A 12,664-nucleotide genomic window follows, 5' to 3' on the forward strand; every position below is an offset into this window, starting at 1 on the left:
AAACATGGTCAGAGCCGCTTCAAGTCGGCGACAGTGAGGTCGCTCTTGGCGTTGCCGGTGTTGAGCGTCGTTGCCGGCTCGAACATCAGCACCACGGGCTCAACGGTGAGCGAGCGCGGCCGGTGTTCGACGCCGCGCGGCACGACGATGAAATCGCCCTCGCCGAGTTCGACCGGGCCGTCGCGGAAATCGATGGCGATACGCCCACGCAGCACGAGGAAGGCTTCGTCCTCGTTGTCATGCGCGTGCCAGTCGAAGACCTCGCCGAACTTGGCGACCTTCGCCTGGCTGTCGTTGACGTCGCCGGCGATATGCGGATCGAAGACCTTCTTGATCTTTTGATCCGCAGCCTCGACCAGGTTTATCTTATGCGGAGGCACCAGATCAGCCCTTCACTGCCGCCACGATCTTCTTGGCCGCGTCGTCGAGATCGTCGGCCGACACCACGTTCAGGCCGCTGTCGTTGATGATCTTCTTGCCGAGCTCGGCATTGGTGCCTTCCAGGCGCACCACCAGCGGCACTTCCAGGCCGACTTCCTTGACCGCGGCAATGACGCCCTCGGCAATGATGTCGCACTTCATGATGCCGCCGAAGATGTTGATCAGGATGCCCTTGACCGCCGGATCCCTGGTGATGATCTTGAACGCCGCCGTCACTTTTTCCTTGGACGCACCGCCGCCGACATCGAGGAAGTTGGCGGGTTCGGCGCCATAGAGCTTGATGATGTCCATCGTCGCCATGGCAAGGCCGGCGCCGTTGACCATGCAGCCGATATTGCCGTCGAGCGCGACATAGGCGAGGTCGTATTTCGACGCCTCGATTTCCTTCTCGTCCTCTTCGGTGGTGTCGCGCAGTTCGAGCACGTCGGGGTGACGGAACAGCGCGTTGTTGTCGAACGACACTTTTGCGTCGAGCACGCGCAGCCGGCCGTTCTTCATGACGATCAGCGGATTGACCTCGAGCAGGCTCATGTCCTTCTCGACGAAGGCCTTGTAGAGGATCGGGAACAGCGTATCGCCGTCCTTGGCCGCATCGCCGTCGAGCTTGAGCGCGCCGTTGAGCGCCTTCAGGTCGGCTGAAGTGACACCTTTTTCCGGGTCGATGGCGACGGTGATGATCTTTTCCGGCGTGTCATGGGCGACCGCCTCGATGTCCATGCCGCCCTCGGTCGAGACGACGAAGGCAATGCGGCCGACCGAACGGTCGACCAGGATCGACAGATAGAGCTCGCGTTCGATGTCGGCGCCGTCTTCGATATAGAGGCGGTTGACCTGCTTGCCGGCCGGGCCGGTCTGCTTGGTCACCAGAGTGTTGCCCAGCATCTCGTTGGCGTTGGCGACGACATCGGCCACCGATTTCGCCAGCCGCACGCCGCCCTTGGCGTCCGGGCCGAGCTCGGTGAATTTGCCCTTGCCGCGGCCGCCGGCATGGATCTGGCTCTTCACCACATAGAGCGGGCCCGGCAGCGCCTTGGCGGCGGCTTCCGCTTCGCTCGCCTTGAACACCGGCACGCCTTCGGCCACCGGCGCGCCGAACGACTTCAGCAGTGCCTTGCCCTGATACTCATGGATGTTCATCTGTATGGTCTCCGGATCGACTGGGGGTTCACTTACTGGAGATTCATTTGGAGGCGAGTTGCGGCGCGATCTTGACGCAGGCCTCGGTTAGGCCCTGCACCGTCGCCACGGAGGAGTCGAACATCTTCTGCTCGCTCTTGTTGAGCTCGATCTCGATGATGCGCTCGACGCCGCCGGCGCCGATCACCACGGGAACGCCGACATAGGTATTCTTGACGCCATACTGGCCGGAGAGATACGCCGCGCAGGGCAGCACGCGCTTCTTGTCCTTGAGATAGGCTTCGGCCATCGAGATCGCCGAAGCGGCCGGCGCGTAATAGGCCGAGCCGGTCTTGAGCAGGCCGACGATCTCGGCGCCGCCGTCGCGGGTGCGCTGCACGATCTGGTCGAGCTTCTCCTTCGAGGTCCAGCCCATCTTGATGAGGTCGGGCAGCGGAATGCCCGATACCGTCGAGTAGCGGATCATCGGCACCATGGAATCGCCGTGGCCGCCGAGCACGAAGGCGGTGACGTCCTCGACCGAGACCTTGAATTCCTCGGCCAGGAAATAGCGGAAGCGCGCGCTGTCGAGCACGCCGGCCATGCCGACGACGTGGCTGTTGGGCAGGCCTGAGAATTTCTGCAGCGCCCAGACCATGGCGTCGAGCGGGTTTGTGATGCAGATGACGAAAGCCTTCGGCGCATACTTCTTCAGCCCGGCGCCGACCTGCTCCATGACCTTGAGGTTGATGCCCAAAAGGTCGTCGCGGCTCATGCCGGGCTTGCGCGGCACGCCGGCGGTGACGATGCAGACGTCGGCGCCTTCGATGCCGGCATAGTCGTTGATGCCGGTGAGCCTGGAGTCGAAGCCATCGACAGGCGACGACTGCGCGATATCGAGCCCCTTGCCCTGCGGGATACCTTCGGCAATATCGAACAGCACCACGTCGCCGAGGTCCTTGAGGCCGATCATGTGAGCGAGCGTGCCGCCGATCATGCCAGAGCCGATAAGCGCTATCTTGTTGCGTGCCATGTGAGGATGTTTTCCCTTTGTCGGTGACGACGTCTCAAATCTCTGGTGACTTGATGGCGGCGTCGAAGAAGAGGCCGGAATGCTGCGGGGGACCGCGAATTTTCGCCGCACCCAATAGCCCCGGCACGGAAAAAATTCAAACGATTATTTCGGCGTCAGTGTTTTCAATCGGTTAGATCATATGGGACTTACGTAAACGTCAAAGTTTGTAAGCCGACTTGGGAGGAAATAACCGACGAAGATGGAAATCGTAAGGCTGAATGCGGGTAATGACGCCCTTGTGATGCGGGTGGCCGAGGAGGTTCGAGTTGTAGACATTGGCATGACAGAGGGGGCAAAGGATCGCTACCGACGCATTCCCTGGAAATTCAGGCCTGCGCCTGCTGTGCCTCTGGCGCCGGCTTCCCTTTCTGCCGCTCCGCCCAATTCTCCAGCCAGTCGCGGCTTTGCATCTCGATCAGCCGCGATGCGGTGCGCTCGAACTCGAAGACCTCCACGCCGCGCTTGGCTGCATAAAGCGCTTGCGGCGGGGCTTCGGCGCTCACCACCAGCCGCACATGATGGTCGTAGAGCGTGTCGATCAGAAGGATGAAGCGTTTGGCCTCGTTGCGCTTGCCTTCGCCGAGCACCGGGACGTGGTCGATGAAAATGGTTGAGAAGCGCCCGGCGATCGCCAGGAAATCGCGCGCGCCAAGCGGCTTTTCGCAGAGATCGGCGAAGGAGAACCGCGCCGCATCGCCTGCCGCACGCGGCACGATCACCTGCCGCCCTTTGAGGGCAATCGATGTCTCGGCGGTCGGCGCGTTGCGCGTCATGGCTTGCCAGGCCTCGTCGAGTAGCTGGTCCGCCGCCGCATCGGCTGGCGTGACATAGACCGGTGTCCGGGCGAGCTTTTCCAGCCGGTAGTCCTTGTCGGCATCGAGCGCCAGCACCTGTGTGTGCCGCTCCAGTATGCCGATGAAGGGCAGGAAAAGCTGACGGTTCAGCCCGTCGCTGTAGAGGTTTTCCGGCGCCACATTCGAGGTGGCGACCAGCACCACACCGCTGGCAAACAGCGCCGAAAACAACCTGGACAGGATCATCGCGTCGGCGATGTCGGTGACCGAGAACTCGTCGAAGCACAGCACCCAGGCTTGCTCGGCAAGGGCCTTGGCCACCGGCGGGATCGGGTCGTCCTCCTTGACGTCGCCATTCTTGCGCGCCTGCCGGTGCTTCTGGATACGGTCCTGCACGTCCGCCATGAAGTCGTTGAAGTGGACGCGGCGCTTGCGCCGCACCGGCAGCAACTCGAAGAACATGTCCATCAGCATGGTCTTGCCGCGACCGACGCCGCCATGGATGTAAAGGCCTTTGACGGCCTCATGCGTCTCGCGCTTGCGGGCGAACAGCCAGCCCAGCGCGCTCGACTTATGCGCCAGCCGCTTGGCCGAAATCTCATCGGTCAGCAGGTCGAGCGCCGCAACGATCCGTTCCTGCGCCGGATCGCGGTCGATCGTACCGGTTTCCACCAGATGCTCGTAGCGCTGCCTGACGGTCGCATGGGTCTGGAGGCCGTCACGCAGATGCATCGGTCACGTCATTTGTTTATGCATGTCGCTGTCCCGAAACCGGGTCACTTCTGCGCGACATGCATTCGGAGGACTAAAGCGGTCGTGTCTGAACGGATTCAGACGACCCGCTTTAGATCTTTGTTTTCCCAAAACCGCGGCCACTTTTGGGCGACATGCATTAGCCTACCTTGTAAGCGAAATCGGCTGGCCGTTGGAAGTCTGGCCGTCGAATTTCGAGCCGCCCGAGGAATAGAGCCGCGCCAGCGCACCGCCACTCTCGTCATAGAGCGTCAGCTGCTTGCCGGCGACGTTCCACGACTTGACGCCGTCCATCGGCGCCGGGCAATGCAGCGGTCCGGCGCGGAAGCCGGCGCCGAATTTGGTCTGCGGTGTCGCCACCTTGCAGCTCTGGCCCGCAACGCTGGCGTTCCAGACACCGGCGACGCTGGCGGCAGTCACGTCCGAAGCGCCGGCCGGCGCCGAACCATCCGAAGGCAGCGCGGCGACCTGCGTGTTCGCAGGAGCGGTCGGGAATTGAGACGGGTCGGTGGTGCCGGGCGATGCCGGCGGCGGCAGTTGGTTCGCCGTCACCTTGCCGGCGGGCGCGGCCTCCAGCGGTGCCGGCTGCTGGTCATCCATCGAGGAGAAACGCGAGGTCGAACAGCCGCTCGCAACGAGCGCCGCCAGCGATACGGCCACCAGACCGGTTTTCGAAAAAGTCATTCCAACCTCCGTCGGATCCGGCTGGGGGGAAGCCGTCCGCACAATCTCACCCCCACCAAGATGGAGAAGGTGGCGAAATTTCAACCCGATATGGTTAAAATACAGTTTGCAGCAAGAATTGTTGCAAATTTATCGCAATCGCGGCGGCTGACCGCTTGTCGCGCGTCGCCTGGGGATCCGGTCAAAGCAGTGCAGCGCCGACATTCGACGGTTGGACGCTTGCGCGAGCCGCCTTAGCGCCTATGTCTGGAAAACGAAACACCTGCCGGAGCCGCAAAATTGGCCGCGAGAAAGACAGCCGCCAATCGCTATTATAGCGGCCCGCCCAGCGACCATTTCGACGGCGCATTGTTCTTCAATCCCGACGGCCAGCCACCCGGCCGTTTCGCCGACCTGCTGAAATGGCAGTTGAATGGCCAGCGCTCGAAATGGCCGGCGAGCGATGCAAGCCCCTTTCCGCAGGCGAAACCGACGGCTCGGGTCGAGGGCGCCGCGCTGGAAGTGACCATGGTTGGTCATTCCACCTTGCTGGTCCAGACGGCCGGTCTGAACATCCTTACCGATCCGGTATGGTCGTTGCGCGCCTCGCCGCTTTCCTTCGCCGGACCAAAACGCATCAATGCGCCAGGCATCGCCTTTGCCGACCTGCCGCCGATCGACCTCGTGCTGGTCAGCCACAACCACTATGACCATCTCGACCTCGCCACGTTGAAGCGGCTGAAGGCCGGCCACGACCCGCTGGTGCTCACTCCGCTCGGCAACGACGCCATCATCGAAGCCGCCGTGCCCGGCATGCGACTGTCGGCGCATGACTGGGGCGACAGCGTCGAGATCGGCAATGGCGCCGCCGTCCATGTCGAGCCGGTGCATCACTGGTCGGCGCGTGGCGCCCGAGACCGGCGCATGGCGCTCTGGGCCGGCTTTGTCGTCGAAACGCCTGACGGCAAGCTCTATTTCGCCGGCGATACCGGCTTCCACGATGGCATCAACTACCGGCTGATGGCCGAGAAACATGGCGGTTTCCGCTTCGCCATCCTGCCGATCGGCGCCTATGAGCCGCGCTGGTTCATGGCGCCGCAGCACCAGAATCCCTGGGAAGCCGTGCAGGGCATGACGCTGTGCAACGCCGCCCATGCCGCCGGCTGTCACTGGGGCACCTTCCAGCTCACCGACGAGCCGATCGACGAGCCGGCGCGCAAATTGACCGAGGCGCTTGACGATCGAGGCATCCCACGCGAGCGCTTTCGCGCCTTGCGGCCGGGCGAGGTCTGGGATGTGCCGGAGCACATAGCGCCCTGATCCGCATCGGTTCGACGGAACCCCAGCGCTGCAACCGCGTTTTCATGTGGTTGAAATATTTGCCGGTTTGCGAGGCATTGTCATGCTCAAATGGATTATCATTCTCCTGATCGTCGCCGCGGCGGCGAGCTTGCTCGGCATGCCGGCACTGGCAGGTGCCGCGGCCACGGGTGCGCGCATCCTTATCGGCATCGTTCTGATCATCTTCCTGCTGGTGGTGCTGGGCATTTTCGCCGTCACGTAAGTCCGGCGCTTTCGCCGAGACCAAGCGGCTGCGCACTGGTAATTCCTGCCCGTTTCCGCCATATAGCGCCAAACGGACACGGAATTTTTCGGAGCAATGGCCAGCACTGCCCCTTTCGCCAAGATGAACGGCATCGGCAACGAGATCATCGTTGCCGATATGCGTGGCCGTGCCGATCGGGTGACGGCGGCGGCGGCGATTGCGCTGAACGCCGATGCCGCGACCAGCTTCGACCAGATCATGGCGATCCATGACGCCAGGACGCCTGGCACCGCCTTTTTCATCGACATCCTGAATTCCGATGGAACCGGTGCGCAGGCCTGCGGCAATGGCATGCGCTGCGTCGTCCAGGCGCTCGCCGCCGAGACCGACCAGAAGATCTTCACCTTCGAGACCGTGGCGGGCATCCTCAATGCGCGCGAACACGCCGACGGTTCGATCTCGGTCGACATGGGCACGCCGCGCTTCGGCTGGCAGGATATCCCGCTGGCCGAGGAATTCCGCGACACCCGCATGATCGAGCTGCAGATCGGCCCGATCGACGCCCCCGTGCTGCATTCACCCTCGGTCGTTTCGATGGGCAACCCGCACGCGATCTTCTGGGTCGACAACGACGTCTGGTCCTACGAGCTCGACCGCTTCGGTCCGCTGCTCGAGAACCACCCGATGTTCCCCGAGCGCGCCAACATAACCATCGCTCAGGTTACTTCGCCCGAAACCATGATCATCCGCACCTGGGAACGCGGCGCCGGCCTGACCAAGGCCTGCGGCTCGGCCTCCTGCGCGGCCGTGGTGGCCGCGGCCCGCACCAACCGGACCGGCCGCAGCGTCAGTCTGTTGACGCCAGGCGGCGGCACGCTGCATGTCGAATGGCGCGACGATGACCACGTGGTCCTGACGGGCGCCGCCGAATGGGAATTTTCCGGCAACTTCGACCCGTCGATCGGGACATGGGCCCGCGACACTGAAAGCGCGGCCTGATGTCCGCTCTGCCCAAGAGCCCGGTGTCCCCGGGGATCGATGTCGTCACCTTCGGCTGCCGGCTCAACACCTATGAATCGCAGGTGATGCGGCGCGAGGCTGAAAGTGCGGGCCTCGGCGCGTTGGAAGGTGGCGCCGTGATCTTCAACACCTGCGCCGTGACAGGCGAAGCCGTGCGCCAGGCCAAGCAGGCGATCCGCAAGGCGCGCCGCGACAACCCGCGAGCCCGCATCATCGTCACCGGCTGCGCTGCGCAGACCGAGCCTGAAAAATTCGCCGCCATGGACGAGGTCGATCTCGTGCTTGGCAATGAAGAGAAGCTGAACGCGAATTCCTACCGCGCGCTGCCGGATTTCGGCGTCAACGACACGGAGAAGGCGCGCGTCAACGACATTTTTTCCGTGCGCGAGACCGCGGGTCACATGGTCGACGCCATCGAGGGCCGCGCACGCGCCTTCGTCCAGGTGCAGAACGGCTGCGACCACCGCTGCACCTTCTGCATCATTCCCTACGGCCGCGGCAATTCGCGCTCGGTGCCGATGGGCGCCGTGGTCGAGCAGGTCAAGCGGCTCGCCGGCAACGGCTATGCCGAGATCGTTCTGACCGGCGTCGACATGACTTCATTCGGCGCCGACCTGCCGGGCGCGCCGAAGCTCGGCAAACTGGTGAAGACCATCCTGAAACAGGTGCCCGATGTGAAGCGCCTGCGGCTGTCGTCGATCGATTCGATCGAGGCCGACGACGATTTGCTCGACGCCATCGCCACCGAGCCCCGGTTGATGCCGCATCTGCATCTGTCGCTGCAGTCGGGCGACGACATGATCCTGAAGCGCATGAAGCGAAGGCATCTGCGCGATCAGTCGATCCGCTTCTGCGAGGATGTGCGCAAGCTGCGCCCCGGTATCGTCTTTGGCGCCGACATCATCGCCGGCTTCCCGACCGAGACCGACGAAATGTTCGAGAACTCGGAGAAAATTGTCGAGGAGTGTGGCCTGACCCATCTCCACGTCTTCCCCTTCAGCCCACGCGAAGGCACGCCTGCCGCGCGCATGCCGCAGCTCCGCCGCGAGGTGGTCAAGCAGCGCGCCGCCCGGCTGCGCGCCGCCGGTGAAGTTGCCTATGTCAGGCATCTGTCGTTGCTCACCGGTACGCGTCAGTCGATCCTGATCGAGCGAGACGGCCTTGGCCGCACCGAGGGTTTTACGCTTGCCGCACTCGGCACGGGCGCACCGGGTGAGATCGTCGAGGCCGATATATCGGGCCACGATGGTACCAGGCTGATCGCGGCGCCGCTTGCCGCCCGCGCCGCCTGAGAAACGCAAAGCATGGCTGGTTTTTTCAAGAAGATATTTTCGTTCGGCAAGAAAGAGGTGGTCGAGGAACGGATCGACGAGACCGCCCCGCTACCGCCGATCAAATGGGAAGCACTCGATGCGCTGAAGCCGGCGGCCGAACAGGTCGTCCCGGAGTTCTTGAAGCGCGACGAGCCGCGGCCCGAGGCAGAAACGACGCCGACGGTCGAGCCGGAGGTAATTCCTGCGCCGGAACCGGCGCCTGTCGAGGAACCGGTGCCCGCGCCGGAGCCGACCATCCCGCCAGCACCGGAGCCGACTGTTCCCTCCGAGCCGGAACCTCTGCCGGAGCCCGCGCCGAAAGAAGAACCGGCGCCCGCGCCAGAGACTCCAGAGCCGCCGGCGCCCGAGGAAGTTCCGCTCACCCCTGCGACTCCCGAACCCACGCCCGAACGGCAGCCGCAAGAAGTCCCAGCGCCGGCGCCGGCCGAACCGGAGATCGTCCCGTCACGCCCGGAAAAGCGGCCGGAGCCGGCACCAGTCGAAGTGCCGACGCCGGCCGAGGTTCCGGCAGAAACACCAGCCCCGATCGAGGTGCCCACACCGGCGCCGTCCCCTCTTCAGCCGTCTTCAGAGGCCGGCGCCGCTCCTCATCCGCCTGCCGGCACCTTCTCCCCGTATAGCGACGGGGAGAAGGAAGAAGTTTCAGCGCCGACGCCCGAAGCACCCGTCGCCGAAATCGCACCTCCCATTCGCCAGCCTGCGCCGATCGAATCGCAGCCGGTCATTGCGGAAATTGCGCCCGAGCCGCAGCCTCTTCCACCACCCGCGCCGGAGCCGAAAGCCGCCCCCGGCAAGGTGACCGTCACCAAGAAGGTCGAGCAGAAGGCCGAGCCGCAAAAGGCGCCGGAGCCGGCACCGAGGCGCTCCTGGTTCCAGCGCATGAAGGACGGGCTTGCCCGCTCGTCCAAGGAACTGACCGGCAACATTGCCGGCGTCTTCACCAAGCGCAAGCTGGACGAAGAGACTTTGCAGGACCTGGAGGATGTGCTGATCCGCGCCGATCTCGGCATGGAGACCGCCTTGCGCGTTACCGACGCGCTGGCCGCCAGCCGCTACGGCAAGGACGTTTCCGACACCGAGGTCCGCGCCATCATGGCGGCCGAGGTGGAAAAAGTGCTGACCCATGTCGCCATGCCGCTGGAGCTCGACCTCTCGCACAAGCCGCATGTCATCCTGGTGGTTGGCGTCAACGGCACCGGCAAGACCACCACCATCGGCAAGCTCGCCGCCAAGCTGACCGATGGCGGCCTGTCGGTCATGCTCGCCGCCGGCGACACGTTCCGCGCGGCAGCCATCGAGCAGCTGAAGATCTGGGGCGAGCGGACGAAATCGCCGGTCATCGCCTCCAAGCTCGGCGCCGATGCCGCCGGCCTTGCCTATGATGCATTCGAGCGGGCGAAAGAGGCCGGCTCCGACGTGCTGATCATCGACACCGCCGGCCGTCTGCAGAACAAGACCGAACTGATGGCCGAGCTCGAAAAGATCGTTCGCGTGCTCGGCAAGCTCGATCCGGAAGCGCCGCACACCGTGCTGCAGACGGTCGACGCCACCACCGGCCAGAACGCGCTCAACCAGGTCGAGATCTTCCGCAATGTCGCCGGCGTCAACGGCCTGGTGATGACCAAGCTGGACGGCACGGCGCGCGGCGGTATTCTGGTGGCGATCGCGGCAAAGCACAAATTGCCGGTCTATTTCATCGGCGTCGGCGAACAGGTCGACGACCTCGAACCTTTCTCAGCAAGCGAATTCGCCAGGGCGATCGCTGGAGTAGCTTAACAAGCATGTCCCAAAAAGGTGCAGACTTTTTGGATCAGATCATGCGCAAGAAAGAGATTCCATGAACCCACCCATTCTCGAACGCGATCCGTCGGACCCGCAGAAGCAGAAGAAGGAAGGCGTCAATCCGCTGCTCAAGCTGGTGCTGGAGCTGGGTCCGTTGATGGTGTTCTTCTTCGCCAATGCGCGCAGCGGATGGCTGGTGCAGAAATTCCCTGTTCTGGCCGAGTTCGGCGGGCCGATCTTCGTCGCCACCGGCCTGTTCATGGCCGCCACGGCAATCGCGCTGATCGCCTCGTGGCTGCTCACCCGCACCTTGCCGATCATGCCGATGGTGTCGGGCGTCGTCGTCTTCATTTTCGGCGCGCTGACGCTCTATCTGCAGGACGACATCTTCATCAAGATGAAGCCGACCATCGTCAACACGCTGTTCGGCGGGGTGCTGCTCGGCGGCCTGTACTTCGGCAAATCGCTGCTTGGCTATGTCTTCGATTCAGCCTTCAGCCTCGACGCTGAAGGCTGGCGCAAGCTGACCTTCCGCTGGGGCCTGTTCTTCCTGTTCCTGGCCATCGTCAATGAGGTGGTGTGGCGCAATTTTTCCACCGACGCCTGGGTTACTTTCAAAGTCTGGGGCATCATGCCGATCACGCTTCTGTTCACCTTCAGCCAGATGCCGCTGATCCTGCGCCATTCGCTGGACGACAAGACCGGCAAAGAAGAGAAGGCCGGGAAATAGAGCCTGCAAATAAGGGGAAAGGGCCATGGAATTCGTCACCACGCGCGACCAGTTGAGGACGATCTACAAGACGCCACGACCGACCGACGGTTCTATCCGAAAGGAGCTGAAAAAACTTGACGGCCATTGCCGCTCCTTCATCGGCAAGAGCCCATTCGTGCTGATTGGCTCGTCCGACGGTGCCGGCAATGCCGACGTGACGCCGAAGGGCGACAAACCGGGCTTTGCCACCGTTCTGGACGACACCACCATCGCCATTCCCGACCGGCCCGGCAACAACCGGCTCGACACGCTGGAAAACATCCTCGTCAATCCCTCGGTCGGGCTGCTCTTCCTCATCCCCGGCATGAACGAGACGCTGCGCGTCAACGGCGATGCCCGCATCACCGTCGACGCAAATTTGCGCGAACGGCTCGCCGTCGACGGCAGGGAGCCGCAAAGCGTTGTCGTAGTCAGCGTCAAGGCGGCCTACATGCACTGCGCAAAAGCCTTCATGCGCTCGGATTTGTGGAAGCCGGAAACCTGGTACGACCGCGCGACGCTGCCGACGCTCGGCCAGATCATGCGCGATCAGCTGGCGGTTGCCGATTCCGCCGAGGCGACCGACCGCTGGCTCGACGAGGAATACAAGAAGACGATGTGGTAGTTTTTGCGGACGCGATTCGCGTCTGGACCGATTCCATACCTTGCTGAACATCCTTGCCATTTCCGGCAGCCTGCGCGCGGCCTCCACAAATTCGGCGCTGATCGCCGCACTGGCGCGCGAAGCGCCGTCCGGCTGCCGCGTCACCGTCCATGACGGGCTTGGCCGTTTGCCGATCTTCAATCCCGACGATGAAGGCGAGCGGACGCCGCTCGAAGCCTCCAAGCTGATCGATGCCGTCAGTCGAGCCGACGGCCTGATCGTCTCCTGTCCGGAATATGCCCATGGCGTGCCGGGCGGGCTGAAGAACGCGCTCGACTGGCTGGTCTCGCGCGATGCCGCCGTCGCCAAGCCCGCCATGCTGGTACACGCCTCGCCGCGCTCGCTGTTCGCCCGCGCCGCATTGGCCGAGATCATGCGCACCATGTCGTTCGCGCTTTACGACGATGTGCTGGAGATCGCCCTGCTCGGCAGGAAGCCGCCGGAGGTGGCGGGCATCCTGGCGGCGCCGGCGAACCGGCAGGCGATGCATGATGCACTGAATGCCTTCGCGGAGTTTATCCGCTCGCGTTGAGCGGCGGCCTCTCTTCCTTCTCCCCTTCTGGGGTCTGAAGGACGGGGCGAGACCCGTGGCTCGCCCCAGGGTGGTGGCCTCGCGAAGCGAGGTCGGATGAGGGTGTTCCAGCTTGGCACCGACGGCAATCCGTCACCCACCCCTCAACCGTCTCGGCGCTGCGCGCCGATCCACCTCCCACAAGGGGAGAAGG

Annotated in this window: 13 protein-coding genes; 8 read left to right on the top strand and 5 right to left on the bottom strand. The window is 63.7% G+C overall.

Features of this window, described 5'->3' with window-relative positions; all coding sequences use genetic code 11:
- Nucleotides 1-8: 8 nt before the first annotated feature.
- The 5 genes from LB519_RS05345 to LB519_RS05365 all read right to left on the bottom strand — a co-directional run bounded on the left by LB519_RS05345 (nt 9) and on the right by LB519_RS05365 (nt 4,863).
- A complete protein-coding gene (locus tag LB519_RS05345) occupies nt 9-380 on the bottom strand; it encodes a cupin domain-containing protein (protein ID WP_013528848.1) in 372 nt (123 codons plus the stop codon).
- Nucleotides 381-384: 4 nt separating this feature from the next.
- Complete coding sequence (gene sucC, locus LB519_RS05350; protein WP_024504973.1) at nt 385-1,578, bottom strand: ADP-forming succinate--CoA ligase subunit beta; 1,194 nt, start codon at nt 1,576-1,578, stop codon at nt 385-387.
- Between the two features lie 43 nt (nt 1,579-1,621).
- On the bottom strand, nt 1,622-2,590 hold the full coding sequence (gene mdh / locus LB519_RS05355) for a malate dehydrogenase (protein WP_013528846.1): 969 nt from the start codon (nt 2,588-2,590) through the stop codon (nt 1,622-1,624).
- A gap of 368 nt (nt 2,591-2,958) precedes the next feature.
- Nucleotides 2,959-4,158 (bottom strand): cell division protein ZapE, encoded by a 1,200-nt coding sequence (gene zapE, locus LB519_RS05360; protein WP_224618947.1) that lies wholly within the window; start codon nt 4,156-4,158, stop codon nt 2,959-2,961.
- A 165-nt stretch (nt 4,159-4,323) separates the two neighbouring features.
- Nucleotides 4,324-4,863, bottom strand: a complete 540-nt coding sequence (locus LB519_RS05365; protein ID WP_013528844.1) for a protease inhibitor Inh/omp19 family protein — start codon at nt 4,861-4,863, stop codon at nt 4,324-4,326.
- A 279-nt stretch (nt 4,864-5,142) separates the two neighbouring features.
- Here LB519_RS05365 and LB519_RS05370 point away from each other — a divergent pair, with 279 nt between their 5' ends.
- The 8 genes from LB519_RS05370 to LB519_RS05405 all read left to right on the top strand — a co-directional run bounded on the left by LB519_RS05370 (nt 5,143) and on the right by LB519_RS05405 (nt 12,471).
- On the top strand, nt 5,143-6,162 hold the full coding sequence (locus tag LB519_RS05370) for an MBL fold metallo-hydrolase (RefSeq protein WP_224618949.1): 1,020 nt from the start codon (nt 5,143-5,145) through the stop codon (nt 6,160-6,162).
- Nucleotides 6,163-6,244: 82 nt separating this feature from the next.
- Entirely contained in the window at nt 6,245-6,406 is a 162-nt protein-coding gene (locus tag LB519_RS05375) for a DUF1328 family protein (RefSeq protein WP_013528842.1), read from the top strand.
- Between the two features lie 96 nt (nt 6,407-6,502).
- Nucleotides 6,503-7,387 (top strand): diaminopimelate epimerase, encoded by an 885-nt coding sequence (gene dapF, locus LB519_RS05380; protein ID WP_224618951.1) that lies wholly within the window; start codon nt 6,503-6,505, stop codon nt 7,385-7,387.
- Nucleotides 7,387-8,700, top strand: coding sequence for a tRNA (N(6)-L-threonylcarbamoyladenosine(37)-C(2))-methylthiotransferase MtaB (gene mtaB, locus LB519_RS05385; RefSeq protein WP_127384638.1), 1,314 nt, complete (start codon nt 7,387-7,389; stop codon nt 8,698-8,700). Before dapF ends, mtaB begins: the two co-directional genes overlap by 1 nt.
- 12 nt (nt 8,701-8,712) lie before the next feature.
- Complete coding sequence (gene ftsY / locus LB519_RS05390; RefSeq protein ID WP_224618953.1) at nt 8,713-10,518, top strand: signal recognition particle-docking protein FtsY; 1,806 nt, start codon at nt 8,713-8,715, stop codon at nt 10,516-10,518.
- Nucleotides 10,519-10,579: 61 nt separating this feature from the next.
- Nucleotides 10,580-11,254 carry a septation protein A gene (locus LB519_RS05395; protein WP_013528838.1) on the top strand — a complete coding sequence of 225 codons (675 nt, stop codon included), beginning with the start codon at nt 10,580-10,582 and terminating at the stop codon, nt 11,252-11,254.
- A 25-nt stretch (nt 11,255-11,279) separates the two neighbouring features.
- Nucleotides 11,280-11,900 (top strand): pyridoxamine 5'-phosphate oxidase family protein, encoded by a 621-nt coding sequence (locus tag LB519_RS05400; protein ID WP_024504968.1) that lies wholly within the window; start codon nt 11,280-11,282, stop codon nt 11,898-11,900.
- A gap of 40 nt (nt 11,901-11,940) precedes the next feature.
- Nucleotides 11,941-12,471: an NADPH-dependent FMN reductase gene (locus tag LB519_RS05405; protein ID WP_024504967.1), complete on the top strand. Its 531-nt coding sequence runs from the start codon at nt 11,941-11,943 to the stop codon at nt 12,469-12,471.
- Nucleotides 12,472-12,664: the final 193 nt, after the last annotated feature.

The organism is Mesorhizobium sp. AD1-1 (assembly GCF_020164655.1).
GTDB lineage: Bacteria > Pseudomonadota > Alphaproteobacteria > Rhizobiales > Rhizobiaceae > Mesorhizobium > Mesorhizobium ciceri.